Genomic DNA, 24,869 nt, shown 5'->3' with positions numbered 1-24,869 from the left:
TCGCGGGACAACCCTGCCCAGCAGGTCCGCACCACCACGCTGCCGGCTTCGGCGGCGGCCGACGGCGCGCTTGCCGGCGTGATCTGGAACGATCTTTTCGCGCGGGTCGCCCGGTGGACCTCTTCGCCGAACGGCGACCTCGGGCGGCTGATGACGCACGCTGAGGTGGACAAAGCCTTCGAGGTGAAATCCATCGCCGTGGGCGACCAGACCTACAGCTATTACGTCAAGACGCCCGCCAGCTATCGCAAGGGTCAGAAGCTGCCGGTGGTGCTCGCCGCGCACGGCTTTGCATTCCCAGCCTGGATGTATCTCAGCCAGATCAAGATGCATGAGGTCGGCGAGAAGGAAGGCTTCATCACCGTCTATCTGCAGGGCCAGCGGGACGCCTGGAACTTCGACGACCCCGACGGGCCGGACCAGCAGTACATCCTGAAGGTGATCGCCGCGGTGGAGGCCGACTACGGCGCCGATCCGGGCCGGGTCTTCATGCAGGGCTTCTCGTTCGGCAGTGGCCTGACCTACATGATGGGCCTGACCCATCCGGAACTGTTCGCCGGGGTATCGCCGAATAGCGGCATCGGTCCGATGCCGAAGGATGTCGAAGCGCGGATCACCCAGGTCAAGGCCAAGTCGGACGCCCGCACCCCGATGCTGCTGCTCTATGGCGACGCCGACCGCGGCGGCTCTGTGGACGGCGAAATCCCGTCGCAGGGAATCCTGCGCGGCGCCATCGACGAGGTGAAGACCTACAACCACATCTCGACGGCCGATACCTCCAGGCCGTTCCACAGTCCCACGGGGCCTGGCTACGACGTCCTTGTTCCGGGCGCCAAGCAGCTCCCGGAGGCGGTCGACGCGCGCTATCCGCAGGGCCGGTTCAAGGTCTACCCCTATTCAAGCTCTGACGCCGCGCCGCTGAACCTGTTCAGCTTCGTCTGGGTGAAGGACCTGACCCACGGCGGCGATCCGCGGCAGGCGCAGCTCGAATGGGACTATTTCAAGCATTGGAGCCGCAACCCCGACGGCTCGCTCAGCTACGTCCCCCGCTAGGCCAGACCTGCCCTGGGGAGGGGCGGCGGATGAAACCCGGAACACTCGACCTCGAGACGATCGTCGACACCAGCCCGCTCGGCGGCCAGCAGCTCTTGATCTTCGGGCTCTGCGCCCTGGTCGCAATGATCGATGGGTTCGACACCCAGTCGATCGGGCTGGTCGCGCCGGTGATCGCCTCGGCGTGGCGGATGAAGGCCTCGACCTTCGGCGTGGTGTTCGGGGTGGGCCTGTTCGGCAGCCTGATCGGCGCCTTCCTGTTTGGACTGGCGGCCGATCGCGTCGGGCGTAAACCGGCCCTGATCGCCGCGATGCTCCTGTTTGCGCTCGTCACCCTGGCGACGCCGTTGACAGCGTCAGTCGGGCCGCTAATCGCCGTCAGGCTGGTGACGGGCCTGGGCCTTGGCGGCGCCTTGCCGATCCTCATCTCTGTGACGTCCGAGTACGCTCCCGCGCGGCTGCGCTCGACCCTGGTGTCGCTGATGTTCTGCGGCTTCCCGTTGGGCGCGGTGGTTGGCGGCGTCGCGGCGACCCGCCTGATCCCGGCGTTCGGCTGGCCCAGCATCTTCTATGTCGGCGCCGCCATACCGCTGATGCTGCTCCCGTTCATCGTCATATGGGTGCCAGAGTCCATCCGCTTCCTGGCCCTGAATCAGGAGCGCGCCCGGGTGTCGGCCGTTCTCCACCGGATGAAGTGGGCGGCGGCCTGGGACGGCAAGCTCGCTACTGCGCCGTCGCAGACGGATCGGTCACGGGTGGCGGCGCTATTCACCGAGGGGCGAGCGGTAGGCACGCTCCTGCTGTGGACGACGCTCTTCCTCAGCCTGTTGCTGACCTATTTCCTGATCAACTGGATCCCGATCATCGCCCGGCAGTCTGGCATCGGCATGTCGAGCGCGGTTCTGGCCGTGGCGTCGGTGAACCTCGGCGCGATCGTGGGCTGCCTGCTGATCGGCCGCCTTGCCGACCGTCAAGGCGATCCCACGACCTTCATCAGCTTCGCCTTCGCCCTGGGAGCGCTGGCGATCATCCTGATCGGGTCGTCCGGCCAATCCAGCGTCTGGCTGCTGACCACGACCTTCATGGCGGGGGTTTTCAGCGTGGGTGCGCAGATGTGCACGGTCGCCTACTGCGCGAGCTTCTATGACACGGGACTTCGGGCGACCGGGGTCGGCTGGGCGATCGGCGTCGGCCGGGTCGGAGCGATCGTCGGTCCCGTGGCCGGGGGTCTGATGGTAGGGGCCGGCATGGCCACGACGCGGTTGTTTCTGATCGTCGGGGTGATGTCCGCCGGCGCGGCCTTGGCCGTTTTCGGTGTCGGGCAGAATGTCCCGCGTCCAAAGGCCTGAGATCGTCAGGGAGGCCCCCCATGTCCAACGACGCTGCCCGCCTCGGTCCTATCGCCGGATCTGCCGATCCCGTTTTTGACACCAACGGAGTCTCGCTGCTGCTGCTGCGGTTCAGCGACGCGGTCGACTCTCGCCGCCCTCAGGAGATCGCGGAGCAGTTCACAGCCGACAGCCTTTTCAGGCCGGGCGCCTCGGCGATCCACGGACGCGCCGCGGTGGAAGCCTTCTACGCGGACCGCCTGCGTGACCCGCGCCGGACCACGCGGCATCTGTGGTCGAACCTCCATGTGGCGCCTTCAGCTGACGACAGGGCGGACATCCGGGTGGTGCTGTCGAACTACGCGTTCGACCCCGCCGTGTCCGAAACCGATGTCCAGCTTCGCGTGGGAAATGTCTCCGGCGTCTGCGTGCGTGACGCGGATGGCCGCTGGCGTTTCGCCGAGCACATCTACGAGCGGATCTACGCCCTGCGTCTGCCGCTGAGCGACCCGCAAACCCCGCAGCCCAAGCCTTAAGGAGCGACCATGACCGTCCTCACTCTGGAGCAGGCGTCGCAGATCGTCGACGCCGGCCTCGCCCGCGCCGCCGAATTGAAATTCAGGCCGATGACCATCGCCGTCCTCGACGCCGGCGGCCATCTGGTCGCGTTCAAGCGGCAGGATCGCTCGGGCATCCTCCGACCGGAGATCGCCCAGGGCAAGGCCTGGGGCGCGCTCGGCATGGGCCACGGCGGTCGCGACCTGGCGCGCCGCGCAATCGAGGCGCCGGCCTTCTACGCGGCGATCGCCGCCACCTCTCAGGGGCGGGTGATCCCGGTGGGGGGCGGCGTGCTGATCCGCGATGCGCAGGGCGACATCATCGGCGCGGCCGGGGCCAGCGGCGACCATCCCGACAACGACGAGGCCTGCGCGGTCTTCGGAATCGAACAGGTCGGACTGGTCGCGGACGGCGGCCACGGGCCCGGCGCGCCCAAGTGAAGCTTGCCGCCTTCACCCGCGACGGCCTGGCCGGCGTCGGCCTCGTCGAGGGGGCGGAGATCGCCGACCTCGGCGCCGCCGATCCGCGGTTGCCGGGCGATCTTCGCGTCCTGCTCGAGGGCGGCGACGAGGCGCGCAGCGCACTGTCGGCGGCGGCCCTTCGCGCGCGCCGCCATCCCCTGGCCGAGGTGCGCCTGCGCCCGCCGATCGCCGCGCCCCGGAAGTTCCTGGGGCTAGGCCTCTCCTATCGCTCGCATGCCGCCGAAGTCGTGTCGCGCGGGCGCACGCTTCCCGAGCATCAGAACTGGTTCAACAAGCAGGTCACCGCGGTCAACGGGCCATACGACCCCATCCATCTGCCGCGGGTCTCCCCCCAGCTCGACTATGAGGGCGAGGTGGCGGTGGTGATCGGCCGCCGCGTCCGTCACGTCCGCAAGGCGGAGGCCGCCGGCGCCATCGCCGGATTCATGGTCTGCAATGACGTGAGCGTGCGCGACTGGCAGCAGAGGTCGCCGACGGCGACCCTGGGAAAGTCCTTCGACACGCACGGGCCCATAGGCCCCTGGCTGACGACGGCCGACGAGATCGTTGATCCCCATAAGCTGCGTCTACGCACCTGGGTGGATGGCGTCCTGCGTCAGGACGGCAACACCGAGGAGCTGATCTACACCTTCGGCGAGATGATCGAGGAACTGTCGGCGGTCTTCACGCTGGAGCCCGGAGACATCCTCACGACGGGCACGCCCTCGGGCGTCGGCCAGTACATGCATCCGCCGCTTTGGCTGACCGTCGGGCAGACCGTCCGGGTCGAAGTCGAGGGCCTCGGCCACATCGAAAACACTGTCATCGCCGAACCGCCGAGATCGGGAGATCAGCCTTGGCCGGACTTGCAGGCGCCTCTCGATCCTGCGGATTACCCGGGAGACACATGAAGATCACTTTCAGGATAGGCTGCGGTCGCCTAGTGTCTCGTCAAAGTACAAATCTGTGACATACAGACTAATGACGAAACAATTCGAAAAATATGGCTAAGTTTTCAAATATGTTTTTCTAGAGACTAAGGGAAGTTAGGCTCAATCGGTCCGCTGTAGCTCGAAACGAAGCGATGCGAACAACCTGCCGTCCAGGCGGGGTTAAAAAAAGGCCTAGGGGGAAACATGACTACCAAGTTGTCTGCCGCGCTATGCACGAGCGTGAGTCTCCTGGCGCTGTCCTCGCCGGCCCTGGCCCAGCAGGTCGCCGCCGCACCCGCCGCACCCGCCGCGACGCAGCTCGAAGAGGTCGTGGTCACCGGGACCCACATCCGGGACGGCTTCACCTCCCCGGTGCCTGAGACCGTAGCCACCGCCGATCGGCTGGAGGCCACGACGCCCACGACCATCCCCGACGCCCTGAACAAACTGCCCCAGTTTGCCGGTTCGGCGATCAACGCCGGCTCCGCCAACGGGGCCAGCAGCGGCCCGCCGAGCGTCCTCTTCGGCAACTTCCTGAGCCTGCGCTCCCTGGGTCCGGTGCGAACCCTGATCCTGTTGGACGGCCGGCGCGTTCCGCCGACGACGCTGAACGGCCAGGTCGACACCAACACCCTGCCGGAGATGCTGACCCAGCGCGTGGACGTGGTCACCGGCGGCGCCTCGGCCGTCTATGGCTCGGACGCCGTGACCGGCGTGGTCAACTTCGTGCTCGACCACAAGTTCACGGGCATAACCTTCGAGGCCCAGACCGGAATCTCGGATCGCGGCGACTCGCCGTCGACCAAATTGGGAATTGCGGGCGGCGGCGACGTTCTCGACCGCGGTCATGTCATCTGGAGCTATGAGCACTACCAGAACACCGGCATCAAGGCGCACGAAGACCGCGACTACAGCGCTTCAGTCCCGGTCTATACGGGCGCGGGCACCGCCGCCAATCCGTTCGTCCTGACGCAGGACGCCCGGTTGGCGGGAGCGACCTATGGCGGTCTGGTGACCAGCGGCCCGTTCAAGGGGCAGCAATTCGTCGGCGCCGGCGTCCTCGCGCCCTTCACGCCTGGCGCGGCGACCAAGACCAGCAGCGTCACGGTCGGGGGCGACGGCGCCTACTACGACGGCTTGGCGCTCACCCCGCCGATCCTCAGCGACCAGCTGTTCGGCCGCTTTGAATATGACGTCAGCAACGACGCTAAGGCCTATTTCCAGGTCAACGGGGCCCAGGAACGGAGCGCCGATCAGCTCACCGCCAACGCCCCGCCGACGCCGTTCACCATCTACAGCGGCAATGCCTTCCTGTCGGCGGCCCAGCAGGCCCAGCTGACGGCGGCCAACGTCCCCAGCTTCACCGTGGCGCGGCTCAGCCGCGACCTCGCCTCGGACAGTTCGACCACCCAGACGAACAGCACCTTCAACATCACCGCCGGCCTGACGGGCACGGTGCTCAAGGACTACGTCTGGGACGTCTACTACACCCATGGCGAGGCCAGACTGAGGTCGGTTCAGGACAACAACATCAACTATCCCCGCTTCTACGCTGCGCTGGACGCCGTGAAGGATTCGAGCGGAAACATCGTCTGCCGGGTCTCGATCACCAATCCCGGGCTCTACCCCGGGTGCACGCCGCTGAACCTGCTCGGCAACAACACCGCGAGCGCCGCGGCCAAGGCGTACATCTACGACAACACCCAGTGGCAAGCGCTGAACAAGCTCGACGACGTCGCCGCGACGATTTCGGGTGTCGCCTTCCAGAACTGGGCTGGCCCGGTCTCGGTGGCGCTCGATGCGGAGTTCCGGTCGCAGAGCCTCGTGGAAACCTCAAACGCCAGCTCGCTCACCGTACCGGTCACCACCGGGATTCGCCTCGGCGTCCCGCCCACCACGAACTGGGCCTACGCCACGCAGGCGCCGCAGCAAGGCTCCAACAACGTCTGGGAAGTGGGGGCGGAGAGCGTCTTTCCGCTGCTGAAGGACCTACCGCTGGTCGAGAGGCTCGAGGTCAACGGCGCTGTCCGCTACACCGATTACAGCTCCAGCGGCCCAGCCACGACCTGGAAGGTCGGCCTGAACTACCAGCCGATCGAGGACGTGCGGTTCCGGTTCTCAGAGTCGCGCGACATCCGCGCGCCGACGCTGGCCGACCTCTACGCCGGCACGACGATCTCGATCCTGAACGTCAACGATCCCCACACCGGCGTGAACGGCGTGATCCGGGTGCAGGGGGGCGGCAATCCGAACCTGGTGCCCGAGGTTGGGCGGACCTCTACGGCGGGCGTCGTCTATACGCCGTCCTGGATTCCGAGGTTCTCGCTGTCCTTCGACTACTACAATATCGTCATCGCCAACGCGATCGGCTCGATCAACGGCTCCAACACCGCGATCCTCCAGGAATGCGAGGCCTCCGGCGGAACCTCGCCCGTTTGCGCCACGATCGTGCGGCCGCTGCCGTTCAGCGACCACAGCGCGGCCAACTTCCCGACGCTGGTCTACAATCTCAACCAGAACATCGCCCAGACCTACACGCACGGGTTCGACGTCGAGGCGCGGACCGACCGCACCTTGAGCGACGTCATCAGCGGCGTACCCGGACATCTCGATCTGCGGTTGCTCTGGTCCCACCAGCCGGTCCTCAAGAGCCGCACCTATCCGACGTCGCAATTGACCGAAGCGGCCGGAGTGGCGGGCCTTTCGGCTGACCGGGTCACCGGCACGGTGGGCTATGAGCTCGGGCCCTTCTCGACGCTGTGGCAGGTGCGCTATCTGAGCAGCCAGGCCTTGAGCGGGAACCCACTGCAGATCTACGCAGGACCCGATCTGCCGGCGATCTGGTATCACGACCTGAACTTCACCTACCGGTTCAAGGCCGCTGGCCGCGACCTGCAGGGCTTCGTGATCATCAACAACCTGTTCGATCAGCAGCCCCGGATCTCACCTTCCACAACATTCGCCGGCATCCCAGGCTTCGGCACGCCCTACGTCGCAGGCGACGATCCGGTCGGGCGCTACTACACGGTCGGCCTGCGGATGAAATACTGAGCCCGAGGTCACGGGCGCCGTTGCGATGGCGCCGTGACCTTGGCGGGCGTTTGCGTGGAGAAGGAATTCCGGCCGGTTCGCGCCCAATAATGATCTCCTTGGCCCGTTCTGCGTTGAGTCCGCAACGGACACAGCGTGCGGCGGCGTCGGATGGTGACGCACCTTTTCTCGAACGGATCGGCAGGACCGCGCGGCGACAGCCGTGGGCCCTCGATGCGTTCCGCATGATCGAAGCGGCGAGGATCGCGTTTGTGGGCGAAGCGCCCGGCCTGGCGGAGTTCCTGCGAGGGCAGGGGTTCGCCGTCGAGCGCCTGGCCGACCCGGCTGCCGGAAGCGCGGAGGCCGCCAGGCGGCGTTTCGACCTTTTCCTGGTCCAGACGGCCCACCTGACCGCCGAAACGATCGACTTGTGCCAGAGGTCCGCCGGCGCCGGCGCCGCGCCCTGCGTGCTGATCGTCTCGGACGCCGCCGATGACGAGGAACGCATCCAGGCCCTGGAAGCCGGCGCGGCGGACTGCCTCGCCGAGCCGGTGAACCTGCGGGAGGTCCGCGCCAGGGTGCGCGCTGTCCTCAGACGGCTTCAGCGGCCGAAGCCCGTGGCGCCAGGCTGGACATTCGGCGGCTGGACGCTCGATCCGGCGCGTCGCGAGCTGCGCGCGCCGAGCGGCATGCGCATGATCCTGCCACTTGGGGAGTTCGCCCTGCTGCGCAGCCTTGTGACCGACCCCCAGCAGGTCCTCAGCCGCGCCGTGTTGCAGAGCTTGTCGTCCTTGTCCGAGCGCGCCCTCAACGGGCGGGTCATGGACGTCCGGATCGCCCGGCTGCGCGCCCGGTTCACCCGCGCCGGCGGCCCTGATTTCATCCAGACGGTGCGCGGCGAGGGCTATCTGTTCGCAAGTCCGGTCCAGAAGGGGGATTGATCGATACGCCGCGCCCGGACCCCGGGACAGGGCCTGGCGGCGCCGGCCTCACCCGCGCGGCAGGTCGGTCGTCGTCCATCCGCCGCCGAGGTTCTCGACCAGCAGGACGCTGGCGTTGAGGCGGCTCTCGATCGTCGTCAGCACAGTCAGCGAGGCGCTCTCCAGACTGGCCTGGGCGGCGATCACTGTGGTGTAGTCGATGGTCCCTTCGCGGAATTCGTCGAGGTCCAGGTTGACCGTCTGCTGCGCGGCCTGCTCGGCGAGCAACACGACTTCCTGCTCTTGCTGGTAGATGCGCAAGGCCGCCAGTTCGTCCTCCACCCCCTGGAACGCCGTGAGCACGGTCTGCCGGTAGACCGCGACGTCCTGGTCGTGCTGGGCCTTCGCCGCGCGGACCTGAGCCCGACGAAGCCCGAAGTCGAGGAGGGTCTCCGCGGCGCTGGCCCCGTACGACCACAGGGTACTGGACGCCTTGAACAGTTGTCCGAGACTGCTGGCGGCGATCCCGTAGTCGCCAGAGAGCGTCACGTCCGGGAAGTAAGCCGCCTCGGCGACGCCGATCAGCGCATTGCCCGACGCCACGCGCCGCTCCGCCGCGGCGATGTCGGGCCGGCGCTCCAGCAGGGTCGAGGGCAGGGTGAGCGGAGGGGTCGGCACGTCGCGGCGGAAGGGCTGCGGCGCGATCGTCAGGTCTGCGGGCGTAACGCCGACCAGGATGGCGATGGCGTGCTCCATCTGGGCGCGCATCACGCCCACGGCGATCAGCGAGGCCTGCGCGCCGTAGAGTTGGGTCTGCGCCGTCAGCACCGCCGATTGTGGCTGGGTCCCTTCGCGGACCTGATCCTGCGTCAGCTTCACGAGCCGTTGGTAGCCGGCGACGGTCTCGCCATAGAGCCGCGCCTCCTCGTCCAGAACGCGCAGCTGGAAATAGTCCTCGGCGAGGGAGGCCTGTGCGGCGAGCTTGGCGTTGGCGAGGTCGGCGGCGCTGGCCTGGGCCAGGGCCTTGTCGCTCTCCACCGTACGCCGCACCTTGCCCCACAGGTCCGGGACCCAGCTGGCCTCCAGCGCCGCCTCATAACTTGTGGAAATGGTGGGCGTCGGGACGGTGGTCGTCGTGGAGCCGGTCCCGCCGCGGGTGGTGGTCGGCGCCGTGGTGGTGACGGCCCCTCTCGAGCGTTGCGCGTTGGCGATGGCGCTGACGGTCGGGAAGAACGACGCCCGCGCCTCTGCGACGACATCGTGGGCCTGACGGTAGGCCGCCTCGAACTGCTTGACGGTCTGGTTGGAGGTCGCGACCCGCTGTTCCAGGCCGTTCAGCTCCGGATCTCCGAACATCGACCACCAGGCGCCCTTATCGAGCGCGTCGACCGGATGGCTCGGCGTCCAGCCGGCGGCCTCCTTGAAGGCGGCTGACGTGGGCGCGGATGGCCTGTGGTAGTCGGGCCCGACGGCGCAGCCGCCCAGCACGAGCGCAAGGACGGCGGCCCTCCAGGGCTTCGGTACGCCACCCGTCATGACGGGCTGGCCTCCGGCTGCGGATCGTCGGGCGATCCCGGTGGGGCCTTGCTGTCCTCGGCCTTGCGATGCCCGCCCGGCCGCCAGTTCCGGAGCTTGTCGAGGTAAATGTAGATCACCGGGGTCGTGAACAGGGTCAGCACCTGGGAAACCAACAGGCCGCCGACGATGGCGAATCCCAGCGGCCGGCGGAATTCCGAACCCGTCCCGTTCATCAGGATCATCGGCACGCCGCTCAGCATCGCGCAGGCGGTGGTCATCAGGATCGGCCGGAAGCGCTGGTGGGAGGCCTGTCGCGACGCCTCTTCGGCCGAAAGGTCCTCCTCGCGCTCAAGCCGCAGCGCGACATCGACGATCATGATGCCGTTCTTCTTTACGATGCCGATCAGCAGGATGATGGCGATGATGCCGATCACGTTGAGGTCCTGGCCGGCCAGCTTCAGCGCCAGGAGCGCGCCGAGGCCCGCCGACGGCAGGGTCGACAGGATCGTCAGCGGATGGACGAAGCTCTCGTAGAGCACGCCCAGGATCACATAGACCGCGATCAGGGCGGCCAGGATCAACACCGGCTCACTGGACAGCGATTGCTGGAAGGCCTGGGCCGTCCCCTGGAAGGCGCCGTTCAGCGTGGCGGGCGCGCCCAGGTTGTCGCGGGTCTTCTCGATCGCCGCGGTCGCCTGGCTCAGCGAGACGCCGGGCGACAGGTTGAAGCTGAGCGTGGCGGCGGGGAACTCGCTCTGGTGGTTCACCGTCAGGCTGGCCGTGCCCAACGGGTCGACCTTCACGAACTGCGACAGCGGCACCGTCTTGCCGGTGCTCGATGACAGCACATAGACGGTGTTGAAAATGTCCGGCGTGGCCTGAAGGTCCGGCGGGCCTTCCACCACCACGTGGTAACTGTTCTGTTGGGTGAAATACTGGGTGATCTCGTCCTGGCCGATCAGCTCGTAGATCGCGGTGTCGACGTCGGTGGGCGACAGGCCGAAGCGGGCGGCGGCCTGGCGGTCGATGGTCAGGTTGACGGCGCGGCCGTTGGATTGCTGGTCGGAGCTCACATCCTTCAGCTCCGGCAGGGCCTTCATCTCGGTGAGCAGTTGCGGCGCCCAGCTGTTGAGTTCGGCCAGGTTCGAGTCCGACAAGGTGTACTGATACTGAGCCTGACCGGCGCGACCGCCGATATTGATGTCCTGCGTCGCCTGCAGGAAGGCCTGCGCGCCGATCAGGTTGCCCAGCTTGGGGCGCAGCCGGGCGATCACCTCGTCGGCGGTCGACTTGCGGCCCTCGTCCTTGGGTTTCAGGGCGACGAACATGTTGGCCTGGTTGGCGCCGCCGTTGCCGACGAACATGCCGACGCCGGTCACAGCCGGATCCGCCGCGATGGTGGCGCCGATCGCCTGGATCTTGCCCTTGGCCTTGGCGAAGGAGGCGTCCTGCGACGTCAGCATGATCCCGCTCAGGAAGCCGGTGTCCTGTTGCGGGAAGAATCCAGTCTTGGCGGTGGCGTAGAAGTAGCCGGCCAGCGCCATCGTGCCGACGAAGATCAGCAGGGTGATCAGCTTATGCTCGAGCACCTTGTCCAGGCCGCGGGCGTAGCGTTCCTCCAGCCAACGGAAGCCGTGGTCGAGACCGCGCAGGATGGGGTTGTTCGGCTCCTGCGGGACCTTCAGGAACCGGCTGCAGACCATGGGCGTGAAGGTCAGCGTCAGCAGCATGGAGATCACCACCGCGGCGCTCAGGGTGATCGCGAATTCCCGCATCAGCAGGCCCACCACGCCGCCCATGAACATCAGGGGCGTGAACACCGCGACCAGCGATATGGAGATGGAAAGGATGGTGAAGCTGACTTCGCTGGAGCCCTTCAGGGCCGCCTCGAAGGGCTTTTCCCCCTTCTCCATGTGCTGCCAGATCACCTCCACCATGACGATGGCGTCGTCGACCACGAAGCCCACGGCGATGCTCAGCGCCATCAGCGACAGATTGTCGAGGCTGAAGCCGGCCGGCAGCATGAAGGCCGCCGCCCCGAGCAGCGCCAGGGGAATCACCGCGCTGGGGATAAGGGTGGCGCGGATGTTCAGCAGGAAAAGGTAGATCACCACCACCACCAGGGCCACGGTGATCAGAAGGGTGATCTCCACGTCCTTGACGGCGGCGCGGATGGTCTGGGTGCTGTCCCGAAGGATGTGGATCTTGATGCCGGGCGGGATATTGGCTTCCAGCTTCGGCAACTGTTTGCGGATGTCGTCGACCGTCTGGATCACATTGGCGCCAGGCGACTTGAAGATCACCAGCATGATCCCCTGACCGGTGGCGTTGAAGGTTTTGTCGGTGTTGGCCTTGCCCGGATAGATGAAGGCGCCGACCTGATTGTTCTCGACGCCTTGGTTGATGGTGGCGACGTCCTTCAGCATTACCGGCGCACCGTTGGAATAGCCGACCACGATGTCGTTCCAGGGCGCGGCGTCCAGCAGCTGGTCGTTGGCGTAGACCGTCAGGTTCTGGACGGAGCCGGTGATCGCGCCCTTGGGGGCGTTGGTCGTGGCCGCGGCGATCTTGGCGCGGACGGTGTCGAGCTGCAGGCCGCGGGCGGCGACCTTGCGGGGGTCGAGCTGGATACGCACCGCCGGCTTTTGTTGGCCGCCGATGTTGACCAGGCCCACGCCCTGGATTGTCGAGATCTGCTGCGAGAGGATCACGTCGGCGAAGTTGGAGACCTGGTCCAGCGGCAGGGTGTCGGAGGTCAGCGCCAGGAGCATGATCGGCGCGTCGGCAGGGTTGGTCTGGCGGATGGTGGGCTGCGCGGGCAGGTTGGTCGGCAGCTGGGCGCTGGCGGCGTTGATCGCGGCCTGCACCTGCTGGAACTCCGCGGTCAGGCTCTGGCCGAGCTTGAACTGGATGGTGACGCTGGTGGCGCCCAGCGAACTCGTCGAGGTCATCTGACTGATGCCGGGGATCAGCGAGAACTGCCGCTCCAGGGGCGTCGCTACGTTCGAGGCCATGGTCTCCGGACTCGCGCCCGGCAGGCTGGCGCTCACCTGCACCGTCGGGAAGTCCACGTTCGGCAGGGCCGACACCGGCAGGATGAAGAAGGCCACCAGGCCGACCAGCAGCACGGCCACCGCCATCAGCGTGGTGGCGACCGGCCGCGTAATGAAAGGCTGGGAGAGATTCAAGACGACGGCTTTCCGGCCGCCGCCTTGCCGCTGGCCGGCGCGCCGCTCGCCGGCGCCGCGCCTGGATTGACGAGCCGCACCAGCGAGCCGTTGTTCAGCACCATCTGGCCATCGGTGACGATCAGATCGCCCACATTGACGCCCGACTTGATCACCGCCTCCTGGCCCTGGACGCTGAGGACGGCGATCGGGCGCATGGCCACCTTGTGGTCAGCGCCGATCACGAAGACGTACTGTCCCTTGGGTCCGCGGTTCACCGCCGCCAGCGGCAGGACGACGGCCTGGGGCAGGTTCTGGACTCCCAGGCTCACATTGAGGAACTGGCCGGGCCACAGCCGTTTTCCGGAATTGGCGAAACGGGCCTTCAGCTCCACCGTGCCCGTGCTCTGATCGACGCGGTTGTCGGCGACGGTGAGCACCCCGGTGTCCAGCAGCTCGCCGGTCTCCTGGCTCAGCGCGCGCACGGGCAGCGGCCGGCTGAAACCGCCCGAAGCCCCGACCAGCCGCTGGAACTCGCCTTGCGGCACGGAGAACGTCACGGCGATGGGCTGGAGCTGGTTGATGACCACGATCCCTGCGCCGCCGCTCGAGCCACTGTTCGAGGTCGGGCCGTTCGAGGCTGAGGTCGACGAACCGCCTGAGCCGCCGGCCGGCGATGCCGTACTGGTGGCCGAGGAGCTGTTGACGACGCTGCTGACCGAGCCGCTGGCGCTGACCAGGTTGCCGGGGTCCACCAGGCGCACGCCGGCCCGTCCGTTGATCGGCGAGACGATGCGGCAGAACTCCAGATTGAGCTTGGCCGCCGCCACGGCGCCGCGGTCGATCTCGACCGTGCCCTCGTCCTGGCCGACGGTCGCCTCCTCATCCTCCAACTGCTGGCGCGAGGCGCCGCCTTCGCCCTGCAAGTGCTGGTAGCGCTCCAGGTCCCGGCGCGCGCCGGCCAGACTGGCCTCGTCGCGCTTCAACGTGCCCTCGGCCTGGGTGAGCGCCGCCTGGAACGGCCGCGGGTCGACCTCGGCCAGCAGCTGGCCGGCCCGGACCTCGCTGCCCTCCTTGAAGTTGACGCGGATCAGCTTGCCGCTGACCTGGGCGAAGATCATGTCGCTGGTCCAGGCCTGGGCGGCGCCGAGGGCCGTGATGGCGAGCTGGAAATCCTGGGCCTGGGCCTTGATGGCGGTCACCGGGATCGCGTGCGGCGGCGGCGTTTTCGCCGGCGGCCTATGCAGGATCGCCCATGCGGCGAGGATCACCGCCAGGGCGCCCAGTCCGCCCAGCACGAGATAGCGCCGGCGGCGAGGTGCGGACTTCGCGGCGCTCATCCCCGACGCCCGCCTGACTTGGGCCGCAAGGAGCCCTCGGGCGGTCCGGCCGCGCCGAAACGCCCCCATGCGAGGGTGACCGTTCGCCAACAGGCGTGCGTCGGGAGAACGCGCAAGCGCTACCTCAACTTCTTCAGCCCGACGTGACCACAGTATTCAGCCCGATTTGCAAGTTTGTGTCCAGCTTGCGACAGCTCTTCAACCGTTCGACACGTTCGCCAATGATAGCGCAAAGAGCTTGGCTGTGGGATTCCCCGAACGGCAGTGTCTGGTGACCGCCGAGCCGGAACCGACGCGATAAGGCGTCGCCGCCGCGCGCCACAAGGGCCAAGCTGGGGTATGCTTGAAAAAATGGGGGAGGCGAAGCTTCAATGCATTCTGTCTGGAGGGGCCCGCGCGCCCTTGCGTCGCTGGCCGTGGCCGCAGGACTGTTCAGTCTGGCCGGACCCTCCGCCGCCGCGGCCGCGCCGCCATCCGTGGCCGCCACGCCGCCGATGGGCTGGAACAGTTGGAACCACTTCGCGGCCAAGATCGACGACGCGACGGTCCGCGCCCAGGCCGACGCCATGGTGTCGAGCGGCATGCGTGACGCGGGCTACCGCTACATCAACATCGACGACACTTGGGAGGGGACCCGCGACGCGGCCGGCGTGATCCATTCCAACGCCAAGTTCCCGGACATGAAGGCGCTGGCCGACTACGTCCATGCCAAGGGACTGAAGCTCGGTATCTATTCCTCGCCCGGCCCCAAGACCTGCGCCGGCTATGAGGGCAGCGAGGGCCACGAGGCGCAGGACGCCAAGACCTATGCCGACTGGGGGATCGACTACCTGAAGTACGACCTCTGCAGCCTGGGCGACCGGATGAAGGCTACGGGCTCGCTGGACAAGGCCCAGGATATCGAGCTCGTCGCCTACCGGAAGATGGACGCGGCGATCAGCGCCACGGGCCGGCCGATGGTCTACAGCCTCTGCCAATACGGCGTGGCTCAGGTCTGGCGCTGGGGCGGCTCGGTCGGCGGCAACCTGTGGCGCACTACCGGCGACATCACCGACCGTTTCTCCCGCATGACCCAGATCGGCTTCGGCCAGGCCGGCTTGGCGAAGTACGCCAAGCCTGGCCAGTGGAACGACCCCGACATGCTGGAGGTCGGCAACGGCGGCATGAGCCCAATCGAGTACCGCACCCACATGAGCCTCTGGGCGCTCCTCGCCGCGCCGCTGCTGGCGGGCAACGACCTGTCGAAGATGACGCCCGACACCCTGGCCATCCTCACCAATCGCGAGGTGATCGCCATCGACCAGGACAAGGCGGGCCGCCAAGGTGACCGGGTGCACGCCGAAGGGCCTCTAGAGGTCTGGGCCAAGCCGTTGGCCGGCGGCGGCAAGGCGGTGGGCCTGTTCAACCTTTCCGACCAGCCGTCCTACGTCGAGGTGAGCTATGCCGACCTTGGGCTGAAGGCGCCGGTCAAGACCCGCGACGTCTGGGCGGCCAAGGACCTGGGCAAGCTCACGTCCTACCGCGCCCTGGTGGTGGGCCATGGAGTGGTGGTGCTGAGGCTCGGCTAGAGCCTGACGGGCAGGCCGGACTTCAACGACTGGGCGGCGGCCTCGGCCAGCGCCAGGGCCGCGACGCCGTCCGTGTAGCCGACGCTGGGCCCGACCCGGCCTGCCAGGATATCGGCGAAGTGGGTCATCTCCTGGCGGTAGGCGTCACGGTAGCGGTCGAGGAAGAAGTTCTGGAACCGGTCAGCCTGGGCGCCGCCCTCGGTCCAGACCTGCACGGTGCTCTCAAGCACATTGGCGACGCGGACCATGCCGCCCGAGCCATAGGCCTCGATCCGCTGGTCGTAGCCGAAGCCTGAGCGGCGGCTGTTGGCAATGACGCAGAACCGGCCGTCGGCAGTCTTCAGCACCGTGCGGGCGGTGTCGATGTCGCCGGCTTCGCCGATGGCCGGATCGACCAGGCAGCTTCCCCAGGCGAACACCTCCGCCGGCTCCTCGCCCAGCAGCCAGCGGGCCATGTCGAAGTCGTGGATCGCCATGTCCTTGAAGAGCCCGCCGGAAACCTTGACGTAGGCGACCGGAGGCGGAGCCGGATCATTGCTGGTGATCTGCAGGGTCTCCAGCCGTCCTATTGATCCGTCATCGAGCCGGGCTTTGAGGGCCTGGAAATTGGGGTCGAACCGGCGGTTGAAGCCGAGGAACAGCCGTGCGCCCTGCAGGCTGTCTGCGGCGGCCCGCGCCCGGGCCAAGTCCATGTCCAGCGGCTTCTCGCAGAAGATCGCCTTGCCCGCCGCATGCGCCGCCACGCAGTACTCGAGGTGGGTGTCGGTGGAGCTGGCGACGATCACGCCGGCCACGCTGGCGTCGGCCAGGACGGCGTCGAGCGAGGCGACGGCGGCGCCCGTCGCCGCGGCCACGGCCTGCGAGGCCTCAGCCGCGGGGTCGACCACATGGCTCAGCGTCAGCTCGGGATGGGCCGCGGCGTTGGCTGCGTGGATCTTGCCGATCCGTCCGGCGCCGAGCAGGGCGATCTTGAACATCGCTTAAGTCCCCTGGAGCCGCACCGGCGCGCCGATCGCCACCGAATGCGCGGCGGCCTCGGCGAGCCGCAGGGAGCGCACGCTGTCGGCATAGCCGGTCTCCGGCTGGGCGGCGCCCGCGAGCATGTCGGCGAAGTGGTCGATCTCGGCGCTATAGGCCTTGGCGTAGCGGCTGATGAAATCCTTGTGCCGGGGCGCGGTCTGCGGCCCGGCCTCGCGCCAGACCTGGACGCTGTCGGTCACCAGGTCGCCGGCGCTGGCCATGCCGGTCGAACCGAAGGCCTCCACCCGCTGATCGTAGCCGCAACCGCTGCGCCGGGTGTTGCTGATCGAGCAGAGGCGGCCCCTGGCGTCGCGCAGCAGGGTGCGGGCGGTGTCGACATCGCCGGCCTTGGCGATGGCCGGGTCCACCAGACAGCTCGCCCAAGCGAACACCTCGATGATCGGGTCCGGCATCAACCAGCAGGCCATGTCCAAATCGTGGATGGCGAAGTCCTTGAAGAGCCCGCCGCTGGTGGGGATGAAGTTGGCCGGCGGCGGCGCAGGATCGTGGCTGATCACCTGCAAGGTTTCCAGGTCGCCGATCTCGCCGGCGGCGATCTTCGCCCGCAGGCCCCGAACCTGCGGATCGAAGTGGCGGTTGAACGCCACGAACAGGGGCGTCTTCGGGTGGCCGAGTTCGGGCTCCGCCGCCAGGACGCTGGCGAGGCTGAGGTCGAGCGGCTTCTCGCAGAACACCGCCTTGCCCGCGGCCAGGCAGGCCTTGACCAGGGCCAGGTGGGTGTCCGTCGAACTGGCCACGACGACGCCCTCGATGCTGGCGTCGGCCAGCACCTGATCGACGCTTGCTATCCTTGCGCCCGCCGAGGCGGCGATCGCCTGGGCGTCGGGCCGCGGATCCACCAGCCAGACCACCTCAAGGCGTGGATTGCGGGCGGCGTTGGCGAGGTGGACGGCGCCCATCCGCCCCGCGCCGATCTGAGCGATCCTGTGCATGGGCCCTTCTAGGGAGCAAACCTCGCACAACACAAGACGACGCGGCGCCGACATGGCGCTTGCAGCTGACGAAGGGCGAAGGTCCGACGCCGGTCCTAGGACTCGCCGTCGGCGGGCGGGGCCTTGCGTTTGGCGAGGCCGGCCAGCAGCAGCATGATGACGCCGAAACCGCCCATCACCAAGCCCCAGGCGACGTCGATATTGAGCCCCGCGGAATGGGCGCGGAAGACCGCCGGGTCGCCCATCAGGCCAGCGCCGGTCACCAGCACGCCGATCCCCAAGAACAGCAGGCCGATCGGCAGGCGCACGTCGAAAAGCATGGCCGCCTCCTAGCGGAAGATGAGGTTGAGGACGATGACCGCGGCGATCATCACAACGCCCAGGAGCACGGGGCGGCCATACCAGGCGCCGTGCGCCTCGCTGGTCTTCGGCGTCAGCGAATAGGTAAGGCCTGCGAGCGCCTCCTCGGGCCGCGGGCGGGTCACCAGGCTGACGGCGATGGTCACCAGGAAGCAGGCGCTCCAGGCCCAGATGGCGGTCCAGAAGTTCTGGGCCATCTCGCTGGGATAGGTGTGGGTCACCGCGATCCAGCCGCCCTTCAGTCCCACGATGTCATCCAGCGGCAGGGTGAGGCCGTGATGGATGGCGGCGGTAAGCGTGCCTGCGGCGAGGCCCGTGAAGGCTCCATGACCGGTGGTCCGCTTCCAGAACATGCCGAGCAGGAAGGTGGCGAACACCGGCGCGTTCACGAAGGCCATGATCAGCTGCAGGAAGTCGTTGATGTTGTTGAACTGGCTGGCGAGGTAGGCGGCCGCCACCGAGGCGGCGATGCCGAAGAAGGTCGCCAGGCGTCCCACCAGGACATAGTGCGCGTCGTCGGCCTTTCGTCGGATGTAGGCCTGGTAGATGTCGTAGGTGAAGACCGTGTTGAAAGCGGTGACGTTGCCCGCCATGCCGGACATGAAGCTGGCCAGGAGCGCGGTCAGGCCGACCCCCAGCATGCCGGTCGGGAAGTAGCGCAGCAGCAGGTTCGGCGTGGCCAGATCGTAGTCGAGCTGCGGCCGGCCGCGGGCGTCCAGCATCGGCTTGCCGGTGGCGCTGTCGATCTTGATCGGGATGACGCCGGGGTCGTGTTGCTGGATCGCGCCGGCGACGGCCACCGGGTGGCTCAATGCGCCGGTCTTGTCCGGCGCCGAGGTCAGGGCGATGGCGATCAGGCCGGGCAGGATGACGATGAAGGGGATGAACATCTTCACGCCGGCGGCGATCAGCGGGGTGCGCCGGGCCGCGGTCATGGAGTCGGCGGCCATGGCCCGCTGGACCACCAGGAAGTCGGTGCACCAGTAGCCGAAGGAGAGCACGAACCCGAGCCCCATGGAGAGGCCGAACCAGTCGACCCCCAGACGGTTGGTGCTGGCGTGCGCCATGCCGTGCCAAGCCTGGGTGTAGCTGGGGCCGAGCGTAGTCTCCAGTCCATGCCAGCCGCCTACCTGCTTCAGGCCCAGCCAGACAAGCGGCGCGAAGCCGGCGACGATCAGGAAGAACTGCAGGACCTCGTTGTAGATCGCCCCTCTGAGGCCGCCCATGTAGATGTAGACCAGGACCACCAGCGCCGAGGCGCCGATCGCGGCGTGGAAGATCCAGGACTCCGGCAGGCCCATTCGCTCGAAGGGGATGTCGAAGACGTGCAGCGTCTGGATGAGCTTGGCCAGCGCATACATCGAGATCCCGGAATTCAGGATCGTCATGAAGGCGAAGATGGTGGCGTTCAGCGCGCGGGTCTTCTCGTCAAACCGCATGCGCAGATATTCGGGCACCGAGCGGGCCTTCGAGCCGTAGTAGAACGGCATCATGAAGACCCCGATGAACACCATCGCCGGGATGGCGCCGATCCAATAGAAATGCGCCGTCGAGATGCCGTACTTGGCGCCCGAGGCGCCCATGCCGATCACCTCTTGCGCGCCCAGGTTCGCCGAGATGAAGGCCAGGCCCGCGACCCAGGCCGGGATCGCCCGGCCCGCCAGAAAGAAGTCGGTCCCGCTCTTGTTGCGCCGCGAGGCGACGATGCCGATGCCCAGCACAAACAGCAGGTAAAGGGCGATGATGCCCCAATCGACGGCGCCTAACTGCATGCGCGTTCTTCCCCCTGCCGGCCCCTATGCCTTCATCGCAAGGGCGATGTGGACCGTTCGGCGCTCTCGGCGCCGCCGGCGGGAGTCGGCGTCTCCCGGGAAGTGGCGGTCATCCGGCGCCAGCCGTCAAGGCGCCTCTCCGCCGCCGGCTAGGCCGCGGCGGGCGTCAGCGCCAGGCGCTCCACGATCTCGGCGACCTGAATATCGACGGGCGGCGCCACGTCGATGACGAGGATGGCCTCGTCCGGGCCCGGCGGCTCGAAGTCGGCGAACTGGGTCTCCAGCAGGCCGGGCGGCCAGAAGTGGCCGGTCCGCTTGGCCACCCGCGCCTCGATCAGCTCCCGCGAGCCGTCCAGCAGCACGAGCCGCACCGCCGGACGCCCGAGGGTCAGCTCGTCGCGGTACTTCCGCTTCAGGGCCGAGCAGGTGACCACCCCTGAGCGGCCCTCGGCGAGGCGTGCGTCCATCCAGTCGGCGACCTTGGCCAGCCACGGCGCCCGGTCGGCGTCGGTCAGCGGCTGGCCGGCGGACATCTTGGCGATATTCGCGGCCGGGTGGAGCGCGTCGCCGTCGACGAAAGCGTAGCCGCAGTGCGTCGCCAAGGCCTGGCCGACGGTGGTCTTGCCGGCGCCGGCGACCCCCATGACCACGATGGCCGCCGGGTCCAGCGCCGGGGACGGCGTGCGGCTCATCGTGCCGCCGGGCCCTCGACGTGGCCTCCGAAGCCGAAGCGCATGGCCGAGAGCAGCTTCTCGCCGAAGGTGTGGGTCTCGCGAGAACGGAACCGCGCGAACAGCGCCGCCGACAGGACGTTGACGGGAACGGCTTCCTCGATGGCCGCGTCGATCGCCCACCGGCCTTCGCCGCTGTCGTCGACCGCGCCGGTATAGCCTGCCAGCCGCTCGTCGCCGGCCAGAGCCTGGGCCGTCAGGTCGAGCAGCCAGGACGAGATGACACTGCCCCGCCGCCAGACCTCGGCGATGTCAGTGAGGTTGAGGTCGTAGCGCTCGTCTTCAGGCAGGGTGGCCAGGTCCCTCTTGCGCAGGATGTCGAAGCCTTCGGCATAGGCCTGCATCAGGCCGTATTCGATGCCGTTGTGGACCATCTTGACGAAGTGGCCGGCGCCGGCCGGGCCGGCGTGGATATAGCCTTCCACGGCGCGCGGATCGGCGGCGTCGGCGCGCTTGGTCAACGGGATGTTCCCCGCGCCAGGGGCCAGGGTCTTGAAGATCGGATCGAGGCGGTCGACCGCGGCCTCGTCGCCGCCGATCATCATGCAGTAGCCGCGTGTCAGACCCCAGACGCCGCCGGAGGTGCCGACGTCGAGATAGGCGATCCCCTTGGGCTTCAGCGCCTGGGCGCGGCGGACGTCGTCCTTGTAGAAGCTGTTGCCGCCGTCGATGATCGTGTCGCCGGCCTCCAGGATGTCGCCGAGCTCTGCGACGGTGTCGTCCGTGGGCGCGCCGGCGGGCAGCATCACCCAGACGGTCCGCGGCGCCTGCAGCGCCCGGGCCAGGTCCTTGAGGCCGCCGACCGTCGTTGCGCCGTCCTTGGTCACCTCCTCGACCGCCTTGGCGTCGCGGTCGTAGACGACGCAGTCATGCCCGCCCTGCATCAGCCGGCGCGCGATATTGCCGCCCATCCGGCCCAGGCCCACGATGGCTATCTGCATTCGAATCTCCTGGTTGGGCGCGGTCGGGCGAGGGGGCCTTAGGCTGCGGTCTTGTCGCTGAGCCGGCGGCGCTTGTCGTCCACCGCCTTCAGCAGGTCTTCGAAGGCCTTGGCGAACAGGCGCACCCCGTCCTCGACCAGCGCGCCGGTGACGCCGTTCAGATCCAGGCCCAACGCGTTGGCTTCCTTCAGGGTCGCCTCAGCCGCGGCCGGATCCTGGGTGAGCGTGGCGGCGACCTTGCCGTGGTCGCGGAAGGCGTCGAGCGTCTTGGGCGGCATGGTGTTGACGGTGTCGGGGCCGATCAGCGTCTCGATGTAGAGGACGTCGGAATAGGTCGGGTCCTTGGTCCCGGTAGAGGCCCAGAGCAGGCGCTGGGGCGCGGCGCCATGGTCGGCCAGGGCCTGCCAGCGCGGCGTGGCGATCATCTCGAGGTAGCGCTGGTAGGCGACCTTGGCGTTGGCGATGGCCACCTGGCCACGGATCGCCTTCAGGCGCTGGGCCGTGGCCTCGTCGGCAGTCTTGAGCTGATCGTCGATCTTCTTGTTGATGGCCGTGTCGATGCGGCTGACGAAGAAGCTGGCGACGCCATGCACCTTGCCGACGTGGCCGCCTGAGGCCTTGAAGACTTCCAGGCCGGCGAGGTGCGCCTCGACGACATCGAGATAGGCCTGCAGGGCGAAAAGCAGGGTGACGTTGACGTTGATGCCTTCGCCGATGAGCTGGCGGATGGCAGGAACGCCGGCCCCGGTGCCGGGCACCTTGATCATCAGGTTCGGACGGTCGACGGCGGCCCAGAGACGGCGCGCCTCCTCGACCGTGCCCGCGGTGTCGTTGGCGAGGGTGGGCGAGACCTCGAGGCTGGCGTAGCCGTCGCGGCCGTTCAGGCGGTCGAAGGCGGGGCGGAGCTGATCGCAGGCGCCCTGGATGTCGACGATGGCGATGCCTTCGTAGAGGTCCTTGGTCTCCGTCCCGCCGGAGGCGGCCAGCTGGCCGATGCGCGCGTCATAGGACGAGCCGTCGCCGATGGCCTTCTCGAAGATCGAGGGGTTGGAGGTCAGGCCCGTGACGCCATCGTCGGCGATCAGCCGCTTCAGTTCGCCGGTCGCGAGGATGTCCTGGTGCAGATAGTCGAGCCAGATGGCCTGGCCGGCGGCGGTGAGGGCTTTCAGCGGATTGGCGGTCATGGCGGGGACCTTTCTCAGGCGGACTTGAGTTGGCGGCGGGCCGCGGCCACGACCCGTTCCGGCGTAAACCCGAAATGCTTCATCAGATCGTCGCCCGGGGCGGAAGCCCCGAAGCTGTGCATGGCCAGGACCTCGCCTTCAGACCCGATGTAACGGTCCCAGCCGAGCGGCGAAGCGGCCTCGACGGCGACACGGGCGGTGATCTCCGAAGGTAGCACTTCGCGACGGTAGGCCAGCGGCTGCGCCTCGAAAAGGTCGAAGCTCGGCACGGAGACCAGGCGCACGCGCACGCCCTCGGCCTCCAGGGTCTTTGCCGCCGCGACGCAGAGGCCGACCTCGGCGCCCGAGGCCATCAGGATCACCTGCGGCTGGCCGCCGGGACTGTCGGACAATACATAGGCGCCCTTCGCGACGCCCTTGGCGGCGGCATAGACGCCGCGGTCCAGCGTCGGCATCGCCTGGCGCGACAGGATCAGGCAGGCGGGCCGGCCGCTTTGCGACAGGATCGTGCGCCAGGCTTCGACGGTCTCGTTGGCGTCGCCGGGGCGAAGGGTGATCAGGCCTGGAATGGCCCTGAGCGCCGCCAGCTGCTCGATCGGCTGGTGGGTCGGGCCGTCCTGACCGAGGCCGATGGAGTCGTGGCTGAAGACGAAGACCGAGGGCGCCTTCATCAGCGCCGCAAGTCGGGTCGGCGGGCGCATGTAGTCGCTGAAGATCAGGAAGGTGCCGGTGTAGGGCCGCAGGCCGCTGACCGCCATGCCGTTGGCGATGGCGCCCATGACGTGCTCGCGCACCCCGAAGTGCAGGTTACGGCCGGCGTGGTCCTCGGCCGAGAAGGTCCCGGCGCCGTCGAAGTCCAGGCGCGTCTTGGTCGAGGGCGACAGGTCCGCCGAGCCGCCGACCAGCCAGGACAGGCGCGGCGCCAGCGCGTTCAGCGCCTTGCCGGAGGCTTCGCGGGTGGCGATCCCCTTGGGGTCGGCGGGGAAGACCGGCAGGTCCTGGTCCCAGCCCTTTGGCGCCTCGCCGGCCAGCAGGGCGTCGAGCTCGGCGGCCGGTTCGGGGTACGCCTTGCGATGCGCCAGGCGCGCGTCGGCCCAGTCCGCGGTCAGCTTCGCCCCGCGAGCGCCCAGCGTCTCGTCGAAGCGTCCGCGTACGCCGTCGGGAACCAGGAACTGGGCGTCCTCCGGCCAGCCATAGGCGCGTTTGGCGGCCCTGACCTCGTCGGGACCCAGCGGGTCGCTGTGGGCCTTGGCGGTCCCGGCCTTGTGCGGGGCGCCATAGCCGATGACGCTGCGCACCAGGATCAGCGTCGGGCGTGTGGTCTCGGACTGGGCGGCGGCGATGGCCCGCTCCAGGGCGTCGGTGTCGTTGGCGTCGGCGACGCGGGCGGTGGCCCAGCCGTAGCCCTCGAAGCGCCTGGCCACGTCCTCGCTGAACGTCAGCTCCGTTGGGCCCTCGATGCTGACGCTGTTGTCGTCGTAGATCCAGCAGAGGTTGGAAAGCTTCAGATGGCCGGCCAGAGAGGCGGCTTCGCCTGAAATGCCCTCCATCAGATCGCCGTCGCTGCAGATGGCGTAGACGCGATGGGCGAACAGGCTGTGGCCCGGCCTGTTGAACCGCGCCGCCATCCAGAGGCCGGCCATGGCCATGCCGACGCTGTTGGCGATCCCCTGGCCGAGCGGCCCCGTGGTGGTCTCGACGCCCACCGTATGGCCGTGCTCCGGGTGGCCGGGGCAGAGGCTGCCCAGCTCGCGGAACGCCTTGATGTCGTCGAGGCTGACGGCCGGGCGTCCCTTGGCCTCGACGCCGGCAAGATGCAGCAAGGCGTAGAGCAGCATCGAGGCGTGACCGTTGGACAGCACGAAGCGGTCGCGGTCCGGCCAGTCGGGCATCCTGGGGTCGTAGCGGAGGACCCGGCTCCAGAGCGTGTAGCCCACCGGCGCCAGACCCATGGGCGCCCCGGCGTGCCCGGACTGGGCCTTTTCCACCGCGTCGATGGCGAGGGTGCGGATGGTGTCGATCGCCAGCCGGTC

19 protein-coding genes are annotated in these 24,869 nt (G+C 68.1%); 8 read left to right on the top strand and 11 right to left on the bottom strand.

The window, feature by feature from the left end; all coding sequences use genetic code 11:
- From E8A12_RS02320 to E8A12_RS02290, 7 genes are all read left to right on the top strand, one after another.
- The coding region (locus E8A12_RS02320; protein WP_293366144.1) for a PHB depolymerase family esterase at window positions 1–1,053 on the top strand (1,053 nt) is incomplete at its 5' end.
- A gap of 29 nt (window positions 1,054–1,082) precedes the next feature.
- Complete coding sequence (locus E8A12_RS02315; RefSeq protein ID WP_293366143.1) at window positions 1,083–2,402, top strand: MFS transporter; 1,320 nt, start codon at window positions 1,083–1,085, stop codon at window positions 2,400–2,402.
- 20 nt (window positions 2,403–2,422) lie between these two features.
- Complete coding sequence (locus E8A12_RS02310; protein ID WP_293366142.1) at window positions 2,423–2,917, top strand: nuclear transport factor 2 family protein; 495 nt, start codon at window positions 2,423–2,425, stop codon at window positions 2,915–2,917.
- Between the two features lie 9 nt (window positions 2,918–2,926).
- Window positions 2,927–3,379, top strand: coding sequence for a heme-binding protein (locus E8A12_RS02305; RefSeq protein ID WP_293366141.1), 453 nt, complete (start codon window positions 2,927–2,929; stop codon window positions 3,377–3,379).
- Window positions 3,376–4,311: a fumarylacetoacetate hydrolase family protein gene (locus E8A12_RS02300; protein ID WP_293366140.1), complete on the top strand. Its 936-nt coding sequence runs from the start codon at window positions 3,376–3,378 to the stop codon at window positions 4,309–4,311. The genes E8A12_RS02305 and E8A12_RS02300 overlap by 4 nt, the downstream gene beginning before the upstream one ends.
- 225 nt (window positions 4,312–4,536) lie before the next feature.
- Window positions 4,537–7,383: a TonB-dependent receptor gene (locus E8A12_RS02295; RefSeq protein ID WP_293366139.1), complete on the top strand. Its 2,847-nt coding sequence runs from the start codon at window positions 4,537–4,539 to the stop codon at window positions 7,381–7,383.
- 224 nt (window positions 7,384–7,607) lie between these two features.
- Window positions 7,608–8,303 carry a response regulator transcription factor gene (locus tag E8A12_RS02290; protein WP_293366138.1) on the top strand — a complete coding sequence of 232 codons (696 nt, stop codon included), beginning with the start codon at window positions 7,608–7,610 and terminating at the stop codon, window positions 8,301–8,303.
- Window positions 8,304–8,351: 48 nt separating this feature from the next.
- Here the strand turns inward: E8A12_RS02290 and E8A12_RS02285 are convergent, their stop codons facing one another.
- From E8A12_RS02285 to E8A12_RS02275, 3 genes are read right to left on the bottom strand one after another with little or no spacing between them, the layout of a single operon-like run.
- Window positions 8,352–9,818: an efflux transporter outer membrane subunit gene (locus E8A12_RS02285; RefSeq protein WP_293366137.1), complete on the bottom strand. Its 1,467-nt coding sequence runs from the start codon at window positions 9,816–9,818 to the stop codon at window positions 8,352–8,354.
- Window positions 9,815–12,988, bottom strand: coding sequence for an efflux RND transporter permease subunit (locus E8A12_RS02280; RefSeq protein ID WP_293366136.1), 3,174 nt, complete (start codon window positions 12,986–12,988; stop codon window positions 9,815–9,817). Before E8A12_RS02280 ends, E8A12_RS02285 begins: the two co-directional genes overlap by 4 nt.
- On the bottom strand, window positions 12,985–14,307 hold the full coding sequence (locus tag E8A12_RS02275) for an efflux RND transporter periplasmic adaptor subunit (protein ID WP_293366135.1): 1,323 nt from the start codon (window positions 14,305–14,307) through the stop codon (window positions 12,985–12,987). Before E8A12_RS02275 ends, E8A12_RS02280 begins: the two co-directional genes overlap by 4 nt.
- Before the next feature lie 371 nt (window positions 14,308–14,678).
- Here E8A12_RS02275 and E8A12_RS02270 point away from each other — a divergent pair, with 371 nt between their 5' ends.
- Window positions 14,679–15,875, top strand: a complete 1,197-nt coding sequence (locus E8A12_RS02270) for a glycoside hydrolase family 27 protein (RefSeq protein WP_293366134.1) — start codon at window positions 14,679–14,681, stop codon at window positions 15,873–15,875.
- Here E8A12_RS02270 and iolG read toward each other — a convergent pair.
- The 8 genes from iolG to tkt form a co-directional block, all read right to left on the bottom strand.
- On the bottom strand, window positions 15,872–16,852 hold the full coding sequence (gene iolG, locus E8A12_RS02265; RefSeq protein WP_293366133.1) for an inositol 2-dehydrogenase: 981 nt from the start codon (window positions 16,850–16,852) through the stop codon (window positions 15,872–15,874). The two genes, E8A12_RS02270 and iolG, sit on opposite strands and share 4 nt — an antisense overlap.
- Window positions 16,853–16,855: 3 nt before the next feature.
- On the bottom strand, window positions 16,856–17,848 hold the full coding sequence (locus E8A12_RS02260; protein ID WP_293366132.1) for a Gfo/Idh/MocA family oxidoreductase: 993 nt from the start codon (window positions 17,846–17,848) through the stop codon (window positions 16,856–16,858).
- Window positions 17,849–17,943: 95 nt separating this feature from the next.
- Window positions 17,944–18,168 carry a hypothetical protein gene (locus tag E8A12_RS02255; RefSeq protein ID WP_293366131.1) on the bottom strand — a complete coding sequence of 75 codons (225 nt, stop codon included), beginning with the start codon at window positions 18,166–18,168 and terminating at the stop codon, window positions 17,944–17,946.
- Between the two features lie 9 nt (window positions 18,169–18,177).
- Entirely contained in the window at window positions 18,178–19,980 is a 1,803-nt protein-coding gene (locus E8A12_RS02250) for a sodium:solute symporter family protein (RefSeq protein WP_293366130.1), read from the bottom strand.
- 149 nt (window positions 19,981–20,129) lie between these two features.
- Window positions 20,130–20,672, bottom strand: a complete 543-nt coding sequence (locus E8A12_RS02245) for a gluconokinase (RefSeq protein ID WP_293366129.1) — start codon at window positions 20,670–20,672, stop codon at window positions 20,130–20,132.
- A complete protein-coding gene (gene gnd, locus E8A12_RS02240) occupies window positions 20,669–21,652 on the bottom strand; it encodes a phosphogluconate dehydrogenase (NAD(+)-dependent, decarboxylating) (protein WP_293366128.1) in 984 nt (327 codons plus the stop codon). The genes E8A12_RS02245 and gnd overlap by 4 nt, the downstream gene beginning before the upstream one ends.
- Window positions 21,653–21,690: 38 nt before the next feature.
- Window positions 21,691–22,836 carry a transaldolase gene (tal, locus tag E8A12_RS02235; protein WP_293366127.1) on the bottom strand — a complete coding sequence of 382 codons (1,146 nt, stop codon included), beginning with the start codon at window positions 22,834–22,836 and terminating at the stop codon, window positions 21,691–21,693.
- A 14-nt stretch (window positions 22,837–22,850) separates the two neighbouring features.
- Window positions 22,851–24,869, bottom strand: a 2,019-nt coding sequence (gene tkt / locus E8A12_RS02230; RefSeq protein WP_293366126.1) for a transketolase, incomplete at its 5' end; no start/stop codon positions are given.

It is taken from the genome of Phenylobacterium sp. (assembly GCF_004799395.1).
Lineage (GTDB): Bacteria > Pseudomonadota > Alphaproteobacteria > Caulobacterales > Caulobacteraceae > Phenylobacterium.
This window is presented reverse-complemented; position numbering and strand designations above follow the sequence as displayed.